Here is a 19,833-nt window from a genome sequence, read left to right as displayed (position 1 = left end):
CTCCAATGTTCCATAGGCCACCGACAAGTACCGCTACTTCGGCTGGAGGCGGGCCCCACCGTCGATGCGAATTGTCTCGGCGTTCATGTAGCTGTTGGTGACAAGCTCCAGAGCCAGCGAGGCGAATTCTTCGGGGTTACCCAGGCGCTGCGGGTACAGCACGTTCGGTGCCAGGCGGTCCTTGAACTGTTGCGCGGAGTCGCCCTCGCCGTAGATCGGAGTATCGATAAGACCCGGTGCGATGGTGTTGACGCGGATGCCGACGACCGACAGATCGCGCGCGATCGGGAGGGTCATGCCGACGATGCCGCCCTTGGACGCCGAGTAGGCGGCCTGTCCGATCTGGCCGTCGAACGCCGCAACCGAGGCGGTGTTGACGATGGCGCCGCGCTCACCGAACTCGTCAACCGGCTCTTCCTGGCTGATGGCGGTGGCCGCGAGGCGGATGAGGTTGAACGAGCCGATCAAGTTGATGCCGATGACCTTGGAGAAGATGTCCAGCGAGTGGGCCGAGGCGTACTGACCGTCCTTGCCGATGGTGCGGCCGGGCCAGCCGACGCCCGCGCAGTTGATCAGGACGCGTACCGGGCCGAGTTCCTTGGCGGCGTCGACGGCGGCGATGCCGTCGGTCTCGCTGGTGACATCGGTGTGCACGAAAGCGCCACCGAGTTCCTTGGCCAAAGCCTCGCCCTTTTCGTCCTGAACGTCGGCGATGACGACCTTGGCGCCCTGCTCAGCGAGCAGGCGAGCAGTTGCGGCACCAAGACCCGAGGCGCCACCCGTGACGATTGCAGACACACCATTGATATCCATGAGCCGCACCATAACCGATCGGTTGGTTGGGAGATCGAGGCCCCATAGGCTTTGTACCCGTGACCGATGACCGACTCGCCATCCAAGATCTCGTCGCCCGGTATGCCAGTGCGGCGGACCGCCGTGACGTCGATGCCCTGGTCGCCCTGTTCTCCGCCGACGCCGAGCTGGTGCGCCCGCCTGCACTGCTACGCAAGGGCGATGCGGCGGCCCTGCAGGGCCGCGAGGCCATCGCGGATTCGATCGTCACCGCGCTCAAGCCGCTGCACGCGACGTATCACCTCATCGGGCAACAGACCGCGGAGGTCGACGGCGACACCGCCAGCGGCGAGGTCTACTGCATGGCACATCACATCTACCTTCGCGGCGACGAGTACCGCGATAACACGATGGCGGTGCGGTATCTCGACGACTACGAGCGTGGACCCGCAGGATGGGTGTTCACCCGCCGCGAGCCCGTGGTGGTGTTCAGCGAGGACCGGCCAGTTCGAGTCGGGTAGCGCACTGGGCCATCTCGTCGAGCACGGCCTCGAGCGTGGTGGCGCGTCGCGACGCGGAGAGCAGCATGCGCCCCGCACCCGTCTGTTCGGCGTGATCCAGTACCGCACGGTCCACCCGATGCAGACCATGCCCGAGCACAAGATCGACGCTCGCGGGATCACGGCCGGCATCGGCTGCTGCCGCTCGCATGACGCCGACCGCGGCCGTCAGGTCTTCACCGGCCAGGCCCAGCGGCTGGAATCCGCTTCCCAGTCGCCCGGCCCGTCGTGCCGCCGCCTTGCTATGTCCGCCGATGTACAGCGGAACACCCTGCGATTGGGCAGGTTTGGGGTACGAGTAGGCGTTCTGGAACCGGTAGAACTCCCCGTCATACGCGGCGGGGCCGTCGGCGGACCACAGGGCCCGCATCACCGCGATTGCTTCGTCGGTGGCCCGGCCCCGGCGATCGAAGTCACCGCCGCACGCCTCGATCTCCTCACGCATCCATCCGACGCCGAGGCAGATCCGCAACCGCCCACGACTCAGCCGGTCCAACGTGGCCAGGCGTTTGGCCAGCACCACCGGGTGGTGGTCGGGCAGCACCAGCACGCCGGTGGACAGCCCGAGCGTCGCGGTCGCACCGGCGAGGAAGGCCAGCAGCTCAAGCGGGTCGGGGATGTCGACGTCATCGGGCAGATGAGACTGCCCGGTCGGCGAGTAGGGATAGACGCTCCGCGTGTCTGCGATGACGACGGCATGCTCCACCACGGAAATCTCGCTGAATCCCAGCCGCTCTGCGGCACGCGCGAATTCGAGGATCTTGTCAGGCTCCGCGGTCACCCCGAGCTCCACCGGAGCCACAACGCCGATCTGCACATCCACCTCCCATGAACCCGTACCCGCCGCACGCTCGGTTCCAATCCTCTTCACGCAGGCGCTCATCAGTGTCTAATCTTCTTCACGCAGGCGCTCATCAGTGTCTAATACGTGGGATGAGTCTGATCACCGACCTCCGGTCGACGTCGCGTCTGGGCGTGATGGTGGCCGTGACCGCGGCGGCAGTGGGAGTCATCTACGGCTACGACTCCTCGAACATCGCCGGAGCCCTGTTGTTCCTCACCGAGGACCTGCACCTGTCCACCCAGGATCAACAGGTGGCCGCCACCGCGGTGGTGATCGGCGAGATCGTGGGTGCGCTCATCGGTGGGCCGCTGTCCAACCGAATCGGCCGCAAACGGTCAATGGTGTTGGTGGCAGCTACATTTGGCTTGTTCTCGCTGTTGTCGGCGCTTGCCGTGGACCTGAACACCCTGGTCGCCGCCCGATTCCTGCTCGGCCTGACGGTAGGTATCTCGGTGGTGGTGGTCCCGGTGTTCGTCGCCGAGTCCTCCCCCACCAAGATCCGCGGCTCGATGCTGGTGCTCTACCAGCTCGCCTGCGTGACAGGGATCATCGCCGGATATCTCATCGCCTGGGCATTGGCATCCACCGGCAGCTGGCGGTTGATGCTGGGCCTGGCCGCCATCCCGGCCGTGCTGGTGCTGATCGCGCTGCGAAAGCTTCCCGATACCGCACGCTGGTACATGATGCGTGGTGATCGTGCGCGGGCGCGCGAAATCCTCGCCACGGTGGATCCCGACATCGACGTCGAGCACGAGCTCGACGAGATCGCCGACGCGCTACAGGCCGAAGGCGGCGGCTCCGTGCTGGCACGGTTGAAGGAGATGGTCACTGCGCCTTACAGCAGAGCGACCTTCTTCGTTGTCGGCCTTGGGTTCTTCATCCAAATCACCGGCATCAACGCAGTGGTCTACTACGGCCCTCGCATCTTCGAGGCGATGGGTATGTCGGGGTACTTCGCCAAGCTCGGTCTGCCGGCACTTGTTCAGGTGGCAGCACTACTAGCGGTCTTCATCTCGATGTCGACCATCGACCGGATGGGCCGCCGCCCCATCCTCATGATCGGTATCAGCATCATGATCGTTGCCGACGCGCTGCTGGTCGGCGTATTCGCGGTCGGCGGATCATCATTCGGTGGCGTGCTGACGGTTCTCGGGTTCCTGGGAATCGTGCTCATCGCAGTCGGCTTCACCTTCGGATTCGGGTCACTGGTGTGGGTGTACGCCGGGGAGAGTTTCCCCGCACGGCTGCGCTCCTACGGTGCCAGCGCCATGCTGACGTCCGACCTGGTGGCCAACGCCGTTGTCTCCATGTACTTCCTGACGCTGTTGACAACGCTCGGCGGTGTCGCGGCCTTCGGGGTCTTCGGAATCCTCGCGCTGGTGGCCCTCGTGTTCGTCTACCTGTTGGCCCCGGAGACCAAGGGGCGCAATCTTGAGGAGATCCGGCACTTCTGGGAAAGCGGGGGCAAGTGGCCCGAGACGTGATAGTCGGGATCGACATCGGCGGATCCAAGACCCGCGCGCTGGCCGTCGCGAACGGCAAAGTGATCGGCGAGGCACTGGCCGGCAGCGCGAACCTTCAATCGGTGACCGAGGCACAAGCGAAAACCGCTTTCGCCGACATCTTTTCCGAACTGAACCGGGACGACATCTCCCGAGTGAGCGCCGGATCTGCCGGAGTGGACACCGCAGCGGGAGCGCAGACCCTTGTCCGGCTGCTGCGACCGTACGCGCCGCACGCCCACATCACCGCCGTGCACGACACGCAGCTGATCTTGGCGGCCGGTGGTTTGTCCGCGGGCATAGCCGTGATCTCCGGTACCGGGTCCGTGGCGTGGGGAAAGCGCGCCGACGGCACCACCGCGCGAGTCGGCGGTTGGGGATATTTACTGGGGGATGACGGCAGCGGCTACGGAGTATCGAGATCTGCTGTGCGGCATGCTCTCTCTTTATCTGACAGGGGCGATCCTCCTGATGCTCTCTCGCGGAGATTCACATCCGAATGCGGTGTGACCGAACCCGCTCAACTGCTCGACCATTTCTATGCCCACTCCGAGCGGCGGTACTGGGCCAAGATGGCAGGGCTCGTTTTCGACCTCGCCGCGACCGGGGACGAGGCCGCGCAGGTGATCACCAGGCAAACAGCCATCGACTTGGCCGCTTTGATCGAGGGTGTCTGCCTACGATTGGGTCCTGGGCTGCCGGTGGTGCTCGGCGGTGGCCTGCTGGTCAACCAACCGGGCCTGGTCGCCGATATCATCGAACGAACACGCACCACAGGTGTTACGGATATCGCTGTGCTGCAACGTGAACCGGTGTTCGGAGCATTGGCCCTGGCCGGGGTCGACGTCGAGGGATTGGAGAAGGCATGACCGCGGGAACGCATATGGCTGACGAGATCCGCCAACAGCCGACCGTATGGAGTCGGTTGCTCTCCGACGGCCGGTCCGCGATCGCGGAAGTGGCGGCCAAGATCATCGAGTACCAGCCCCGCTTCGTGCTCTTCGTCGCGCGCGGGACCAGCGACCACGCCGCGTTGTACGGCAAGTACCTCACCGAGATCATCTGGCAGGTCCCCGCCGGGCTGGCCTCGCCCTCGACCATGACGACCTACGGTGCACGGCCCGATCTTTCGGGTGTGCTGGTAATCGGCGTCAGCCAATCGGGAGGTTCCCCGGACCTGGTGCAGACGCTTTCCGTGGCACGCCAGCAGGGCGCCCTCACGGTCGCGGTGACCAACGCGGCTCGGTCTCCGCTGGCGACGGCGGCCGAGCACCATGTGGACATACTCGCCGGACCCGAACTCGCCGTTGCCGCCACCAAGTCGTACACCGCGCAACTGCTGGCGCTATACCTCCTGCTCACCGATGTGGCGGGCCGCGACAACACCGCAGCCGACCTGCTGCCGGAACGCGGCCAGGAGGTCCTGCACAGCGCCGTCGTGCAACAGCTGGCCACCCGCTACCGCTTCGCCTCGCGCCTGGTCACCACCGGACGCGGCTACTCCTACCCGACGGCACGCGAGTCCGCGCTCAAGCTGATGGAGACGAGTTATCTTTCTGCTCAAGCATTCTCGGGTGCGGATCTGCTACACGGGCCGCTGGCGATGGTCGATCCGCAGGTGCCGGTGATCGCGATCGTGCCCGACGGAGTCGGTGGCCGGGCCATGAACGATGTGCTGCACCGGCTGGCCGGCCGCGGCGCCGATGTGTGTTGCATCGGATCGGCGGATGCGGTGGCAGCGACGGGATTGGGCGTGACGCTCGAACCCACGCTTGAGGAGCTTTCCCCGATGCTCGCGATCATTCCGCTGCAGCTTCTTGCCATGCAGCTGGCGATCGGGCGTGGCGAAAACCCGGATGTGCCACGTGGTTTGTCGAAGGTGACCGAAACACTGTGAGGCCTTGACGTGGCTGCTGCCGAGTTCTTCGACATGCACGTGCACGGCGGTGGCGGCGCGTCATTCGGAAACGATCCGGAGGCCAACCGGATTGCCGCGGACTGGCACCGGTCCCACGGCACCGACGGCCTACTGGCCAGTCTGGTGACCCTCGCGCCCGACGACATGCTCAGCGCCGTAGAGGTGCTCGCCGACATGGCGGGCACGGCGGGTATCGCCGGGATTCATCTCGAAGGCCCCTGGCTTTCGCCGCGATACGCCGGTGCGCACGATCCGCGGCTGTTGCGCGAACCGGACCTTGGCGAGTTGGAGCGACTGCTCGACGCCGGGGCCGGGCACATTCGGATGGTCACGATCGCGCCCGAACTACCCAGGGCGATACCGGCCATCGAACTGCTGGTCGAGCGGGGCGTGGTGGCTGCGATAGGACACACCGATGCCACGTATGAGCAGACCTTGGATGCGATTTCGGCAGGCGCCACCGTCGCCACCCATCTCTTCAACGCCATGCGGCCGATCCATCACCGCGAGCCCGGTCCCATTCCAGCGTTGCTGGAGAGCCCCGCGGTCACCATCGAGTTGATCGCCGACGGCGTGCATATCCATCCCGCGATCTATCGCATGGTGCTGGCGGCGGTGGGCCCGGATCGGATCGCACTGGTCACCGACGCGATGTGTGCGGCCGGGATGCCGGACGGTGCCTATCAATTGGGGCAGCTCCCGGTGACCGTCACTTGCGGCGAGGCCCGGCTGCCCGATGGCACGATCGCGGGCAGCACGGCGAGCATGGCCGAGCTGTATCGGTTCGCGGTGGCACACGCCGACCTGCAGGTGGCCACCCGTCAAACCTCCGTCAATCCCCGTCGTGCGGTGGGCATCTAGGCGGCGTCGTACCGGGGCCCGATGATCTTCGTGATGCCCAGCAGCCGCTGATAGCTTTCGGGACCGGCCGAGCAGGCACGCAGATCGGTCGCGGTGTTGCGCACTCTCGCGAGCAGACGGGAGCAGGACATGCGCACTCCGTCGTTCGTAATCATCACGTACGAGCCGACCACCGCGTCATCGTCGCGGTGCAACGACCCGATGACGTACCGCCACTGGGAGGAGTCGTGCACCGTCTGCTTCGCACACTTCAACCACATGTTCATCTCGGTGGAGGCGAAGTCGCGCGCCTCGTCGTCCGTCGGGAAGAGAGCGATGCTTTGTACCACCTGGACGTTCCACGGCGAACTGTCCAGTAGGTACTGCTCGTGCGCGGCCGTGTACGGCCCTCGGTCATAGGTGGCGATTGACGGGCGAATCACACTGCCGCAGTCCGGCCTGTCCGTCGTGAGATCTGAGAGCGCATTGAACCGGTCGACGATCGGGAAGTCTGTCCGCATCACGGACGACGCCTCCTGCGGTGTCACCATCAGATCGTCGATCGCGGCGGGCGGTATCGGCGAACCCTGCTCGGCAGCAGCGGGCGCTGCCATCGTCAATGCCGCCGTCAAGGCGATCATCATTGCCGGCATCCTCATGGTTTATGCCTCCCACACCCGCGGACCGACGATCTTCATCAACTCGAACGCTCGCTCGCCATTGTTCTTGGAAACCGTTGAGCACGTGCGGATATCGATGGCTACGTTGCGCTCCCCGAGGAGCACATGCTGACAGGACGCATACGCCGAATCATTTCTTCCGTAGCTGACGGCCAGCACGTTGTCGGCCTGCGTGATTTCACGGATGTCCACGGTCGCCTCAAGTGTGGTGCCGTCCATGGCCAGTTCGGAGACGTTGATCGACTGATGTTCGCACTTGCGCCAACGGTCGGCCTCGCCGCGCGCGAAGTCGCGAGCCTCCTCGGCGGTGCTGAACACCGCCACACTCTGATCGACCAAGGTGAACCAGCCGGGGTGATCCCAGAGCGCCTGCGAGTGCGCGGCCGTATAGGGCGCCCGGTCGTAGCTCGACACCGATGCCAGCACGACGCTTCCGCAGTCCGGTCGATCGGTATCCAGGGCGAAGGTGGCGCTCTGCCGTTGCACATTGGGCAGCCCCACACCCATGACGCGCTCGGCCTCCCGCTGGGTGAACATCAGACGCTCGATCGCCGAGGGCGGCACATCGGGCGACGGGTCGGCGGCCGCCACGGCCGGTGTCGTGGCAGCCAGAGTCACCAGCAGTGCCCCCGCCACCGATCGCATGCGTTCCCCTCGCCTCGGCCCTCCGATTCCTGTGTATTGAACTCTAGGACGTCGTGCGGCGCAGCTCGTTGGCCAGCTCCGCGGCATCGGGCGGCTGGGCTCCGGGCCGGGTGCAGGTGATCGCCGCCGCCACCGCCGCGCGATGCAACGCCTCGGAAAGATCGAGCCCGCGCTGATAGAACCCGTCGAGGAAGGCACCGGTGTAGGAGTCACCGGCCCCGACAGTGTCCACGACGGTGATCTCGTGGGCGGGAACATTCAGCGTCGACGATTCACCCCGCCGGAAGGCCAGCGAACCCGCCGCACCGCAGGTGATCAACGCGATCTCGATGCGTGAGTACGCGTCGAACCACGCCTCGACCACGCTCTCCACCGGTGCACCCGGATACAAGAACTCAAGGTCGTCCACGCTGGCCCGTGCCACTTGCGCGAGGGACAACCACGGGGCGAGGCGTTCCACGTAGGTCTCCCTATGGGGGATGAGCGTCGGGCGCACATTCACATCGAAGGTGAGCGGAATATCTGCGTAGTGCAGCACGATCCACGCGCGCAGCGCCTCGCGTCCCGGCCAGAGCACGCTGGCGATCGAGCCCGCCCAGATCGCCGCCGGCGCGCACACCGGATCGGGAAGTGGCGGAAGCGCAACATCATTGACGGTTCCCTGCCAATAGAACTGATACTGGGCGGCTCCGTGTTCGTCGAGGTCGGCGACGGCCAAGGTCGCCGGAACATCATGGCGCATGACCAACGACTCGTCGACGCTCGCCCTGAGCAGGTTCTGCACGCACTGGCGCCCGAATGTGTCGCGGGAGACCTGTGTCAGAAGGGCGGTCCGGGTGCCAAGCCTGGCCGCGGCGATCGCGGTGTTGTACGGGCCGCCTCCTGGCACCGTGCGCCACAGCCCGTCCGCCGCGGGCACGACATCGACCAACGTCTCGCCGCAGACAATGAGTCCGTCTCTGTCGGGCACGAACTTGAGGGTACTCGATCGAGACCGGTTTTCTCGCAGCGTCTTTCGCCGCAGCTATGCCCGAGCCACCCGAGGCAGCAGGCCCAGGATGAGATCGAGGGCGCGGCTACCGTCCCGTTCCGCGCACGCCCGCACGTCGATAGCCACATTGCGCAACGGCGCAAGCGCGTGCTGGCAGTAGATGACTCCGCCGAAATCCGTCGGCCACGTGTAGCCGACCACCAGAACCTCCTGCACCTGGACGATCTTGCGCAGCTGCACCCATTCGCGGCGTGTGCTTCCGTCCGGCTGCAGCAAGAGCGAAGTGACCCGCTGGTTCTCGCAGGCGCGCCAACGATCCGCCTCGCCGAGCGCGAAGTCCGTCGCATCCGACCACTCGGGAAAGATCACCATGCTCTGTTCCACCAGGCGCGTCCAACTCGGGTTGTCCGTCAACGACCGGAACCGGCCGGACAAGTAATTGGACGATTCATAGCTCGCCGCCGACGCGAAAACCACACTCCCGCATTCGGGCCTGTCTGTCCGATCCGATGCCAGCACGGCCCAATCCCCGGACACAAACATGCTGGCCCCCATGACGGGACTCGCGTCCGCGGGCTCAAGCATCAGACTGGGCAATGCTTCTGTCTGCACCGGCAGTTCGTCGGGATTTGCCGAGGCAGTACCCGCAGACGCCGCGGTCATCGCCAGCACACAGATGAATACCGCCACCCCCGGAACAAACCTCATAAGCGCAAGAGCCTAGACGAGCAGCGGGTACGTCCCGCCAGGATATTGACAACCTATCTCAAATATTGTTCTATGCGAATGTATGCATTTATAGAGAGGGAGTCCATGGCCGTGGCAGCGCTCGTCCTGTATCTGGTCTTCATTGCCGCCGGGCTGGGCTGGAAGAGCTATCGGCAATGGCGCGCTACCGGCTCCACCGGGTTCCGCGGATTCCACGGACGGCCCGGCTCACGCGAGTGGCTGGCGGGTGTGGGGTTTATCGCCGCGATGGTGGCCGCCCTGCTCGCACCGGTCCTGCAGCTGGCCGGCTTCGTCGCACCCGTTGGCACCCTTGATCATCGGCCGATTCAGCTCACCGGCATCGCGCTCGCGGTCACGGGAATCGTCGCGACGATCGGGGCCCAGCAGACGATGGGCGAGTCATGGCGAGTGGGCGTCGACACCCGGGAGACCACCGCGTTGGTGAGCACCGGTGTCTTCGGCCGGGTGCGCAACCCGATCTTCACGGCGATGCTGACGTTCGCCGCCGGATCTGCCCTGATGACTCCGAACCCCCTGGCCCTCAGCGGCTTTGCGCTGCTCCTCGTATCCATCCAGCTACAGGTGCGCGTGGTCGAGGAACCCTACCTGCTCGCGGCGCACGGCGCGGCCTATCGCGAGTACGGCGCCCAAGTCGGACGTTTCGTGCCGGGTATCGGCAGGTTCAACGCCCAGGGTTGATGAGCCCACCGCCGCGCGTGGTAGCCAGCTCGTAGGCAGACTCCGCGTGCTCGGCATCGTCGAGACCATCGGACTCGTGCTGCGGATGCGACCGGATTCCCATGGAGTGCCTCAGGCCCAGCCCGATGAGCCCGGTAACCGCGACCGAGTAGGTAAGGACCACGGCGACGGCCACGAGCTGCAGCCAGAATTGGTGCAAGCCACCGCCATACAGCAATCCATCGACACCCGAGGGCGCCGCGGCGCTGCCGACGATGCCGATCATCAGCGTCCCGATGACACCGCCGACCAAATGCACGCCCACCACATCGAGCGAATCGTCGTATCCCAGCCGGTACTTCAACTCGATCGCAAGAGAACTGACCGCGCCGGCCACCGCACCGACGACCAGCGCGCCGATCGGGGTCACCGCCGCACACGAGGGCGTGATGGCGACCAGACCGGCGACCACACCCGAGGCCGCACCGAATGACGTCGGCTTGCCGTGGCGGACCTTTTCGACCACCAGCCACGCCGCCATCGACATGGCTCCGGCACCGAGGGTGTTGGCGATGACAATCGCCGCGGCGCCGTCTGCCGCCAACGCCGATCCGGCGTTGAACCCGAACCAGCCGAACCACAGCAGCCCGGCACCCAACATGACGGCGGGCAGGTTATGCGGACGCATCGCCTCGCGCGGCCAACCGCGCCGCTTGCCCAGAACGATGGCCAGCGCCAGACCGGCGGCACCCGAATTGATCTCCACCGCGGTACCACCGGCGAAGTCGATGACGCCGAGATTGGCCAGCCACCCGCCCTTGTCGGCGGTGGTGCCCGCAACCGCGAACACCCAGTGCGCCACCGGGAAGTACACCAGGGTGGCCCACAACGCGGTGAAGGCGATCCAGGGCAGGAAGCGCATGCGATCGGCCACCGCACCCGCGATGAGCGCCACGGTCACCATGGCGAACCCGGCCTGGAACATGACGAAGACCAGTGCCGGGATGTTGGTCGGGCCCCATAGCGGCACCGAGGGTGCCTTGTAATCGCCCTCGAAGAGGTGCTGCAGCCCGGCGAACTGGAACGGATCGCCAAGCAGGCCGCCGCCGATATCGGTACCGAACGCCATCGAGTATCCGAAAGCCACCCAGAGCACCCACACGACGGCAACGGCCGAAAAGCACATCATCATCATGTTGAGGACGCTCTTGGCGCGCACCATGCCGCCGTAGAAGAAGGCCAGCGCCGGGGTCATCAGGAGTACCAGTGCGGCACTCGTCAGCACCCAGGCGGTATTGGCCGCGTCCGGCACTCCCATATGCGGAAACATGCGCTGGCTACTCCCGGCTCGTGCGATTAGGTCAGCGTGAGTGTAGGGAAGCCACCGCTCGCGTGCGCACAACCTCAGCTAAACTAGAACACGTTCCAGTTTTTTGACGTAGCATTTCACTCCATCACCCGCCCCACCCAAGGAATGGCCATGCATACCCCCATCTGCGACGAGCTCGGTATCGAGTTCCCGATTTTCGCCTTCACCCACTGTCGCGACGTGGTCGTCGCGGTGAGCAAGGCCGGTGGCTTCGGCGTCTTGGGCGCCGTCGGATTCACCCCCGAGCAGCTTGAGATCGAACTCAACTGGATCGACGAGCACATCGGCGATCACCCCTACGGCGTCGACATCGTCATTCCCAACAAATACGAGGGCATGGACGCGAACATGTCGGCCGAGGAGCTCACCAAGATGCTCCAGTCGATGGTTCCGCAGGAACACCTGGATTTCGGCCGCAAGCTGCTGGCCGACCACGGAGTGCCCGTCGAAGAGGGCAACGACAACGCCCTGCAGCTGCTGGGCTGGACCGAGGCCACCGCGACCCCGCAGGTGGAGATCGCGCTGCGCCACCCCAAGATGACGCTGATCGCCAACGCGCTGGGCACGCCTCCGCCAGACATGATCAAGCACATCCACGACGCCGGCCGCAAGGTCGCGGCGCTGTGTGGCTCGCCGAAACAGGCCCGCAAGCACGCCGACGCCGGGGTGGACATCGTCATCGCCCAGGGCGGTGAAGGCGGTGGCCACTGCGGTGAGGTCGGCTCGATCGTGCTGTGGCCTCAGGTGGTCAAGGAGATCGCCCCGGTGCCGGTGCTGGCCGCCGGAGGCATCGGCAGCGGCTACCAGATCGCTGCGGCACTGGCCATGGGCGCGCAGGGTGCCTGGAGCGGCTCGCAGTGGCTCATGGTCGAAGAGGCCGAGAACACCGCGGTGCAGCAGGAGACCTACGCCAAGGCCACCAGCCGCGACACCGTGCGCAGCCGGTCCTTCACCGGCAAGCCATGCCGGATGCTCAAGAACGACTGGACCGAGGCCTGGCAGACCGAGGGCAACCCGGAGCCGCTGGGAATGCCGTTGCAGTACATGGTTTCCGGGATGGCCGTCGCCGCCACGCACAAGTTCCCTGACCAGACGATCGACGTCGCCTTCAACCCCATCGGCCAGGTCGTCGGCCAGTTCACCAAGGTGGAGAAGTCAGCCGCGGTGATCGAGCGTTGGGTGCAGGAGTACCTGGAGGCAACCAACACCCTCAATGAGCTCAACGAGGCTGCCGCGTCGGTGTAAAGACCGATCGAGTGTGCGGATCGTGTCGTTTTCCGGCCGGATATCGACACGATCCGCACGCTCGACCGTCCAGCGGGCTTGTGATCGACGCAGAGCTGGCCGGCGGCGTCAGCTCTCGATACTTGCGGTCCGCCTGCACCATCTTGTACCCGACCACCACCAGCACGACCAGGCCCACCACACCACCGATCCGCGTCATCGCGTAGGCGGCCTCGCTGGGCTCGTTGGCTTCGGGGTTTCGGTATTTCCAGGAAGACAGCACCTGCCACTGGCTCTTCGGATCAAAAATCGACCACAACAAAAACGGGACGACGATCAACCCCAGAAAAAGAAGCAATCCCCCCATAACTACCCCTTACTGGCCCAGGCCGTTCTGCATGGTGTTGGCCAATACGTTCACCGCGAGGCTGCCGTTGCCGGGCTGGCAGACCTTGGCCTGCAGCAGCACGTTTTCACGCTTGCGCGTCTGAGTGAAGCAGCGGCGGTCAAGGCCCGCCTCCTCCTTCATCCACGCGGCGTCGGCAGCGCCGGCGGCCGGTCCCGTGAATGTCCACACCTCACGGCGGCCGTCGTTCAGGATCAAGGTGGCCGTCTGCCCGGAACATCCCTGGGTGCGATCCACCACTCGATGGAACGCACGATCGGCGGCGTCGCTATTGGCGAACACCCCGATCGATTGCTTCACCAAATGCGTTGCATCCGTGGCGGAATCCTGCGTTGTCGCGCCACGAAAAGAGGCCAGATCCGGATCCGCGTATACCTCGTCCAACCCGATGTCCGACCAATTGTTGCACTCCGGAACGTCCACCGAGAACGCCTGGAACGGCTGCGTGAACTCGCTGTGCGAACCCAGCTGTGCACCGATGACATTGCTCACCGAACCACGCGCAAGCACGGCATAGTTGACGACACCCGGATCAGACGGGCGGGCGCCCGCCAGCGGGGTCAGTGTCAGCCCCAGAGCCGCGACCGCCACCGCCGTCAGCACAATTCGAGGCGTACCCATCACACCCATCACACACCAGCTTCCATCGCGTCGGCAATACGTGCCGCTGCTCGCTCTCCGCTTCTGGGCGAACACACCTTTACTTGGAACATGACTTCTTGTCGCGCCCGCATCTCGACATAGCAGGTGCGGTCGTTCGCCTCATTGGTCATCGACCAACCGGCGGCGCCGTCGCTGGAGCTTTCCTGGGTGAATGTCCATGTGTCCGTTACACCTTGGCCATCGGTGACCGTGATCGGATGCCCGTAACAGTCCGACATGAAGATCAACGCCACCACCGGATCGACGGCTGCCATCGGGCTGTTGAACACGCCCACAGCCTGTTTCACCGAGTACCGCGCATCCGATGCAGACTTCTGCGACGACTGGCCCCGGTACGCCACGAGCGTGCCCGGGTTTCCGTTGAACACCTGATCCAGGCCGACATCGGCGAAGTCCGCGCAACTCGGCTCACTCACCTGAATTCCGGCTGTCGGGGCGTGGAAGGTCTGCGATGCCGACAGTTCGGCACCGACCATCCTGCTCACCGTCGCGGGCTTCTGCAGAACGGTATCCAGCGCCTCGGGACCTACCGCCTGCGCGGGCGGCGCGAACGCCAGTGTCAGCGCCGAAACACCGGCCGAGGCACGCATCACACGCCTGGTGCGACCCTCACCGCGATATTGCCGCCCCTCATTCGACATAGGTCGAGCATACGGAAGGGCTATGGGCGCAGGTATCCGTCATCCGAAAGGGCCGTTGAACACGAAATAGGCGCCCACGGCGATCAACACGAACCCCACGAGGTGATTGAGCGTGAGCTTTTCACCCAGATACCACACCGCGAAGCCGAGGAACACCGTCAAAGTGATGACCTCTTGCATGGCCTTGAGTTCGGCGCCTGAATACACCTCGCTACCAAGGCGATTCGCGGGAACGGCCAGGCAGTACTCGAAGAATGCGATCAGCCAGCTGACCAGTACGACCACCCACAACGGGTGATCCTTGAATTTCAGATGGCCATACCAGGCGAACGTCATGAAGACGTTCGAGCAGATGAGTAGCACTGGCGGCAACAACCGGGCGGTCAGCATGTCCACATTCTGTAGATCTTCCCTGTCAACTGCCCACAGCCGCTAGCCTGCTGCGCATGGGCGCCGCGGCATTACACGACCGGTACATCCAGAGCTGCCTCGGCGGCCTGCACGTGCGGGTCGGCGGCCAAGGGCCCGCAATCCTCTTCTGGCCCAGCCTGCTGATGACCGGGTCCATGTGGTCTGAACAGGCACAATACTTCGCCGACCGGTACACCGTGATCCTCGTCGACCCGCCCGGGCACGGCGACAGCCAAGCGCTCAGTCGCATGTTCCGCTTCGAGGATTGCGCCCGCAGCATCGAACAAATCCTGGACTCCCTCGGCATCGCGCGCGCCCACGTCGTCGGCAATTCCTGGGGCGGAATGATCGGCGGCACCTTCGCAGCGCTGCACCCCGACAGGGCCGCCGCATCGGTGCTGATGAACGCCACCGCCTCCCGCGCCAATATGCGCCAGACGGTCGAGTTTCGACTGCTCACCGAGATCGTCCGGATTCTCGGCCGATTCCGTGAACCGCTCACCACTCGTGCCGTCAAGGCCTTCGTCGGGCCCACCATCATGCGCGAACGGCCTCAGGTCGAGCAGTCCATCCGTGCGGAACTGCGCGGCCTCAACGTCGACTCCGTGTACTGGGCGGTCAACAGCGTGGTTCCGGCGCGCCCCGACCAGCGCGAGCTGCTCGGTCGCATCACCACACCGATCCTTGTCGTGGCCGGACGCGAGGATCCGACCTTTCCCGTCGCCGAGACCGAACTCATGGCCGAGGCGATTCCCGGGGCAGAGTTCGTCATCATGGAGGACACCGGACACCTGGCCGCACTGGAACGCCCCGATGAGGTCAATGCCCTGATCGACGAGTTCCTCAAGCGGCACCCGCTGGAGGGCTAGCCCACGAAGTCCGCGACCAGTCGCAGCGCGACCAGAAGCATGACGGGTAACGCGACGAGCGACAATGCCGACTCGGTGAAGGCCTGAGAACCGATGAGTGCGACGACAGCCAAACACAGCCCGATGGCCATGCCGAGCAGCACGCAGAAACTGATCAGCTTCGATCGGCGCAGGCTGGACCACAGCGCCCTCGCGGAGCGCCGTGGGACGGTGAGCACCAGCCAGACCGGCAGCACGACCGCGGCGAGCGCCAGTAACGCCGCGATCACTCTCGCGGGGATGGGCAGCTGATGGTTCCCGTACCGTGTGGCGATCGCGGCAGAGGCGCCGAGGATCACCAACGCCAGGAAATTCACCGGGGTCATCACCTTGACCACTCGATTGAACACTTCGGAAACACCGGCCCGGACATCGTCGGCTCTGCGAACGTCCATGGCAGCCAGATCCAGATAGGCCCGTAGCGCACTCGAGAGCCTCCACCGGCTCGACTGCGCCTTGCCCACGTTCTCCATGGCATGGGCATTATCGGGGTCGGCGCGCAGTGCCAATCGGAATTCCTTGAGCGCCTTACCTTTCCATCTGCGCATCCCGATGATCTGGCCGCGGAGGTTTCGATAGGAAGAATCATCCGGCGCGATGCGCAATGCCTCGTCGATGGCCGCCAACGCGGCACGCTTGTGTCTTCTGGTGTACAGCACCACCGCCATCATGTAGTGGCTCGATGCCTGATTGGGGTGAGTCTGCACCAAGTGCTGGGCCGCCGCCATCGCCGGCCCCTTGTTCCAGCTGCGCAGCAGTACCGAAATACGGATCCGCTGCGCCTGGCTGTTGGCGGGATCGAAACGTAACGCATTGTCCGCGTACCACATCGCCCCTGGGTAGTGTCCGCGCTTGAGATCCAGATACGCGCCGGTGGCCAACAGATCTGGAGCGTCCGGCCATGCCGTCAAGGCCTCGCCGAGATGCGCGCCGGCCGTGTCGTACTTTCCTATTCCGATCAACTCTTCAATCATCAACGCACGGGCCAGCGGTGTGTCGCCGGCCGCGGTCATCGAGATCGCCTGTGTCGTAAATACTTTGCCAGCTCGTCGTAGGTCCCGTCCGAATTGGAAAACTCGACGACATTGCGCGCGGTGTCAAACCAGCTGCCGGCACTGGGCCCTACCTGGGCGATCGCGGTGTCGATATCCGACATGCGCACCGGCCGTACCTGACCGCTACTGATCGAGTCGGCCATGGCGAATTGCGTGGCGGTGTTACAGATATGCGCAAGGTCGGCTCCGGAGCGCCCATCCGTGCGCTTGGCGATCGCCTTGAGGTTGATCCCCTCCAGCGGCCGATCCCTCAGGTGATACTTGACGATGGCCGCGCGGGCCTCCTCGTCAGGCAATGTCACCAGGATCATGCGGTCGAACCGCCCGGGCCGGCGCAGCGCTGCATCCACATCCCACGGGTGGTTGGTGGCACCCAGCACGTAGAGTCCCTCGTTGCTTTCCGTGGCCGGATCGAGTTCGGCTAGCAGCTGATTCACCAGCGGCCGCAGGCCTGAACTTCCCGAAAGCTGCGAACGGCGATGTCCCAGCGCATCGAGCTCGTCGAAGAAGAGCACGCATGGCGCATTCCGCCGGGCGATCTCAAAGATCTCGCGCATCCGTTGCTCGCTCTGCCCGAACAGCGGGTGCATCACATCGGAGATGCCGACGGGGTAGAAATTGGCCCCCAATTCACCGGCGACCGCACGGGCCAGGAAGGTCTTACCGCATCCCGGAGGCCCGTACAGCAGCAAGCCGCCCCTGGCCGAAACACCAAAAGCCTTGACCAAATCGGGGTTACGCAGTGGCCCGAACAGAGAGAGGTCCAATTGCCGTTTCACATCGGCCATTCCGCCCACATCCGCGAGGCGCACATCGGACTTTTCCAACGCGCCGACATCGTCCGGCCCCAACGGCTCGGGGTCGTCGTCCACGAACGCCGGACGGACGATATCGGACACCTGGTCTTCGGCGGCCGACCAGTCGAAGCCTTCCGCAGCGACACCGGGCTCGGGCGCCGGGGCATTCAAACCCGCCGAGCATTCGGCGAGCAGTTGCAGTGCCCTGGCATCCCCCGGTGCCTGCTGCAACGCGAGGGTGCAATGGTTCAGAGCCTCGGCGAAGCGCCGACGCTGAACCAACAGCTCGATGACACGCAGCCGCAGCGCGAGCACCTCGGGGCTCGCCTCAACGGCAGACAGCATTTCGGCGATTACGGCGTCATCGGCCACCAGATCCCCTCCCCAGCGATGATTCGCGCTCAGCGAAGACGGCCGTCGAAGTTGTTCGCCTGGCGCATGTCCGCGATGGCCCCTTCAAGATCACCGAGCTCGCGGCGAAGAATAGCGCGCATCGACAACGCATCGGGAAAATCCGGCTTGATATCGAGCGCCTCGCCGATCGCCGTCAGCGCCTCGTTCGGTTTGCCGGCTCCATTGAGGGCCCATGCGTGGGTGTAGTGGTTGATGGCGTCGTGGCTGCCGTACCGCACCGCGGAGAGCGCGCAGTCGATCGCATCGAAGTGCCGTCCCATGCTGCCGAGGCAGTACGCGAGGATGCGCCAAGCCAGGGAGTTCTTGTGCTCCAGCTCCAACGCATCGTTTGCGAGACGCAGTGCCTCACCATCGTCTCCGGACGCCAGAGCCTCGCTCGCGCGAGTTGCCAGCTCATCAGCGTCCACACAAACGAAGGTACGCGAACCCTGCCCACCGGTTATCCACTCACCCGCAGCCATGTCGATCAGGGTTCCGCTAGCAATCATTGCCAGCTATCCTAACCAGCCTTCATACGTGCGTCGACAACTCTGGTCACAAGGGGATGTTAGTTAGCCCACATCGGCCCGCAACGGATTCACCGCGAATTCGATCACCCGATAGGGCGCATGGTCACGCGACTCGGTGTTCCATTGGCTGACGTAGATGCTGAGCCGGTCGAGCGTCGAGTCGGGCCCGATGTACCCGCCATACGGCTGGGCCAACGTGTTGTCCCAAGACTCAGGCAGTTCGTCTGCGACCGCCGGCCACGCGCCGGCATTCACCACGGTGGTCGCGGGCACCGCACCGAGTCTCGTCGGGCGGTCAGCCACCCGTACCTCGACGTTGCCCGTGCTCTGGTTGAAGTAGGACAGCACCGCCTGTCCGTCGACCATCTTCATGCTCAGCTCACCCAGATGATCGCCCCACAATGGCGTCACCGCCGTACCCCATGCCCACTTCCCGTGGGCATCGGCACCCCAGCCCTGCCAGGTCGCGCGGTCGGTGAAGGTGTCCGGCTTGGCCCGGTAGAGGACCGCCGGCAGCGAACGATCGAACGCGTCGCTGACGATGTACACCCAGCCCTTCGGCGACTCCGGGGTCCACAATGGGTCGTAATAGCCGCTGATCTGTGTCTGTTGGCCGCCCGCATAGTCGCCGGGGCGCACCGAACCCGGCACGGTCGGCCACCCGGCGCGGAAGGGGTCGGGCTTCACCAGCCGTGTCGACTGCGGAATCAGATTCTTGGTGACGGCGATGAACAGCCAATTGGTTCCGTTGACATCGATGACGCCCGAAGGAAGTTGGGAAAACCCCGGTGGGGTCGGGTCTTCCAGCAGTGGGCGGTCGGTACCCAACACTCCGGAGTGACGCACACCCGAAGCATCCGGCACGGACTCGGTATCGACGCGTAACGCCACCGGGGAGTACCAGCCGCCGTAGCCCACGCCCTGGCCGGCGAAGCTGTCGCCACAGATCTGCAACATGCCGCCGGTGAAGACCATGAACTCGCAGAGATCGGTTGCGCCCAGGTTGTATTCGGAGGTCGCGGTGCCGGTGCCCGCGACCGGCCCGATACGCACCACCTCACCGGGATCGAGAGGTGGGGCCGCTGGCCGTAACGGATCGGCGAATGCGGCAGGGCCATAGGCAAATTGGCCGCCCACGAGGGCCATGAGCGCGATCAGTAGGACTGTGCCGCCCCTGACACGCTGCACGCCTCTTCTCCTATCCGACGCCAAGGCGCCACCGACCATCCCTGGACAGGGTAGCCAGTGGCGCCGCTC

The 19,833-nt window shown here is 64.9% G+C and carries 23 protein-coding genes; 8 read left to right on the top strand and 15 right to left on the bottom strand.

The window, feature by feature from the left end:
- Window positions 1-33: 33 nt before the first annotated feature.
- Window positions 34-813, bottom strand: a complete 780-nt coding sequence (locus MYCSP_RS01640) for an SDR family NAD(P)-dependent oxidoreductase (protein ID WP_070912491.1) — start codon at window positions 811-813, stop codon at window positions 34-36.
- A gap of 59 nt (window positions 814-872) precedes the next feature.
- Here MYCSP_RS01640 and MYCSP_RS01635 point away from each other — a divergent pair, with 59 nt between their 5' ends.
- Window positions 873-1,313: a nuclear transport factor 2 family protein gene (locus tag MYCSP_RS01635; protein WP_088413067.1), complete on the top strand. Its 441-nt coding sequence runs from the start codon at window positions 873-875 to the stop codon at window positions 1,311-1,313.
- Here MYCSP_RS01635 and MYCSP_RS01630 read toward each other — a convergent pair.
- Window positions 1,282-2,169: an LLM class F420-dependent oxidoreductase gene (locus MYCSP_RS01630; protein ID WP_088415371.1), complete on the bottom strand. Its 888-nt coding sequence runs from the start codon at window positions 2,167-2,169 to the stop codon at window positions 1,282-1,284. The two genes, MYCSP_RS01635 and MYCSP_RS01630, sit on opposite strands and share 32 nt — an antisense overlap.
- A 116-nt stretch (window positions 2,170-2,285) precedes the next feature.
- Between MYCSP_RS01630 and MYCSP_RS01625 the strand changes: the two genes are divergently transcribed.
- The 4 genes from MYCSP_RS01625 to nagA are packed head-to-tail and all read left to right on the top strand — an operon-like array spanning window position 2,286 to window position 6,477.
- Window positions 2,286-3,680, top strand: coding sequence for a sugar porter family MFS transporter (locus tag MYCSP_RS01625; protein WP_088413066.1), 1,395 nt, complete (start codon window positions 2,286-2,288; stop codon window positions 3,678-3,680).
- Window positions 3,665-4,567: an N-acetylglucosamine kinase gene (locus MYCSP_RS01620; RefSeq protein WP_088413065.1), complete on the top strand. Its 903-nt coding sequence runs from the start codon at window positions 3,665-3,667 to the stop codon at window positions 4,565-4,567. Before MYCSP_RS01625 ends, MYCSP_RS01620 begins: the two co-directional genes overlap by 16 nt.
- Window positions 4,568-4,581: 14 nt before the next feature.
- A complete protein-coding gene (locus tag MYCSP_RS01615) occupies window positions 4,582-5,595 on the top strand; it encodes an SIS domain-containing protein (protein ID WP_070912489.1) in 1,014 nt (337 codons plus the stop codon).
- Window positions 5,596-5,604: 9 nt separating this feature from the next.
- Window positions 5,605-6,477 (top strand): N-acetylglucosamine-6-phosphate deacetylase, encoded by an 873-nt coding sequence (gene nagA, locus MYCSP_RS01610; RefSeq protein WP_209435424.1) that lies wholly within the window; start codon window positions 5,605-5,607, stop codon window positions 6,475-6,477.
- Here nagA and MYCSP_RS01605 read toward each other — a convergent pair.
- The 4 genes from MYCSP_RS01605 to MYCSP_RS01590 are packed head-to-tail and all read right to left on the bottom strand — an operon-like array spanning window position 6,474 to window position 9,462.
- Window positions 6,474-7,100 (bottom strand): sensor domain-containing protein, encoded by a 627-nt coding sequence (locus MYCSP_RS01605; protein WP_088415367.1) that lies wholly within the window; start codon window positions 7,098-7,100, stop codon window positions 6,474-6,476. The genes nagA and MYCSP_RS01605 overlap by 4 nt on opposite strands.
- A gap of 18 nt (window positions 7,101-7,118) precedes the next feature.
- Window positions 7,119-7,781 (bottom strand): sensor domain-containing protein, encoded by a 663-nt coding sequence (locus tag MYCSP_RS01600; protein WP_083015116.1) that lies wholly within the window; start codon window positions 7,779-7,781, stop codon window positions 7,119-7,121.
- A gap of 43 nt (window positions 7,782-7,824) precedes the next feature.
- Entirely contained in the window at window positions 7,825-8,751 is a 927-nt protein-coding gene (locus MYCSP_RS01595) for a PfkB family carbohydrate kinase (RefSeq protein WP_083015120.1), read from the bottom strand.
- A gap of 54 nt (window positions 8,752-8,805) precedes the next feature.
- On the bottom strand, window positions 8,806-9,462 hold the full coding sequence (locus MYCSP_RS01590) for a sensor domain-containing protein (RefSeq protein ID WP_162266296.1): 657 nt from the start codon (window positions 9,460-9,462) through the stop codon (window positions 8,806-8,808).
- A 123-nt stretch (window positions 9,463-9,585) separates the two neighbouring features.
- On the opposite strand from MYCSP_RS01590, the gene MYCSP_RS01585 reads away from it, so the two are divergent.
- Window positions 9,586-10,200, top strand: a complete 615-nt coding sequence (locus tag MYCSP_RS01585; RefSeq protein ID WP_083015127.1) for a methyltransferase family protein — start codon at window positions 9,586-9,588, stop codon at window positions 10,198-10,200.
- Here the strand turns inward: MYCSP_RS01585 and MYCSP_RS01580 are convergent.
- Entirely contained in the window at window positions 10,184-11,509 is a 1,326-nt protein-coding gene (locus tag MYCSP_RS01580) for an ammonium transporter (RefSeq protein ID WP_083015130.1), read from the bottom strand. The genes MYCSP_RS01585 and MYCSP_RS01580 overlap by 17 nt on opposite strands.
- Before the next feature lie 150 nt (window positions 11,510-11,659).
- Here MYCSP_RS01580 and MYCSP_RS01575 point away from each other — a divergent pair, with 150 nt between their 5' ends.
- Window positions 11,660-12,793, top strand: coding sequence for a nitronate monooxygenase (locus MYCSP_RS01575; protein WP_088415365.1), 1,134 nt, complete (start codon window positions 11,660-11,662; stop codon window positions 12,791-12,793).
- Here MYCSP_RS01575 and MYCSP_RS01570 read toward each other — a convergent pair.
- The 4 genes from MYCSP_RS01570 to MYCSP_RS01555 all read right to left on the bottom strand — a co-directional run bounded on the left by MYCSP_RS01570 (window position 12,768) and on the right by MYCSP_RS01555 (window position 14,872).
- A complete protein-coding gene (locus MYCSP_RS01570) occupies window positions 12,768-13,139 on the bottom strand; it encodes a DUF6199 family natural product biosynthesis protein (protein WP_088413064.1) in 372 nt (123 codons plus the stop codon). The genes MYCSP_RS01575 and MYCSP_RS01570 overlap by 26 nt on opposite strands.
- Before the next feature lie 9 nt (window positions 13,140-13,148).
- On the bottom strand, window positions 13,149-13,799 hold the full coding sequence (locus MYCSP_RS01565) for a sensor domain-containing protein (protein ID WP_083015352.1): 651 nt from the start codon (window positions 13,797-13,799) through the stop codon (window positions 13,149-13,151).
- Window positions 13,800-13,807: 8 nt separating this feature from the next.
- Window positions 13,808-14,431, bottom strand: a complete 624-nt coding sequence (locus MYCSP_RS01560; protein ID WP_088415363.1) for a sensor domain-containing protein — start codon at window positions 14,429-14,431, stop codon at window positions 13,808-13,810.
- A gap of 90 nt (window positions 14,432-14,521) precedes the next feature.
- Window positions 14,522-14,872 (bottom strand): DMT family protein, encoded by a 351-nt coding sequence (locus tag MYCSP_RS01555; protein ID WP_088413063.1) that lies wholly within the window; start codon window positions 14,870-14,872, stop codon window positions 14,522-14,524.
- 56 nt (window positions 14,873-14,928) lie between these two features.
- Here MYCSP_RS01555 and MYCSP_RS01550 point away from each other — a divergent pair, with 56 nt between their 5' ends.
- On the top strand, window positions 14,929-15,762 hold the full coding sequence (locus tag MYCSP_RS01550) for an alpha/beta fold hydrolase (RefSeq protein ID WP_083015132.1): 834 nt from the start codon (window positions 14,929-14,931) through the stop codon (window positions 15,760-15,762).
- Here the strand turns inward: MYCSP_RS01550 and MYCSP_RS01545 are convergent.
- From MYCSP_RS01545 to MYCSP_RS01530, 4 genes are all read right to left on the bottom strand, one after another.
- Window positions 15,759-16,814: a tetratricopeptide repeat protein gene (locus MYCSP_RS01545; RefSeq protein ID WP_088413062.1), complete on the bottom strand. Its 1,056-nt coding sequence runs from the start codon at window positions 16,812-16,814 to the stop codon at window positions 15,759-15,761. The two genes, MYCSP_RS01550 and MYCSP_RS01545, sit on opposite strands and share 4 nt — an antisense overlap.
- The gene (locus MYCSP_RS01540; RefSeq protein WP_083015138.1) at window positions 16,811-18,025 is read right to left on the bottom strand and encodes an ATP-binding protein; all 1,215 of its coding nucleotides are present in this window, start codon (window positions 18,023-18,025) and stop codon (window positions 16,811-16,813) included. Before MYCSP_RS01540 ends, MYCSP_RS01545 begins: the two co-directional genes overlap by 4 nt.
- Before the next feature lie 29 nt (window positions 18,026-18,054).
- Complete coding sequence (locus MYCSP_RS01535) at window positions 18,055-18,528, bottom strand: tetratricopeptide repeat protein (protein WP_157886141.1); 474 nt, start codon at window positions 18,526-18,528, stop codon at window positions 18,055-18,057.
- Window positions 18,529-18,618: 90 nt separating this feature from the next.
- Window positions 18,619-19,722 (bottom strand): DUF4185 domain-containing protein, encoded by a 1,104-nt coding sequence (locus MYCSP_RS01530; protein WP_407661682.1) that lies wholly within the window; start codon window positions 19,720-19,722, stop codon window positions 18,619-18,621.
- Window positions 19,723-19,833: the final 111 nt, after the last annotated feature.

This window comes from Mycobacteroides saopaulense, from assembly GCF_001456355.1.
Classification (GTDB): Bacteria; Actinomycetota; Actinomycetes; order Mycobacteriales; family Mycobacteriaceae; genus Mycobacterium; species Mycobacterium saopaulense.
Note: the sequence above shows the minus strand (reverse complement) of the source record. Positions and strands in the feature narration are given on the sequence as shown.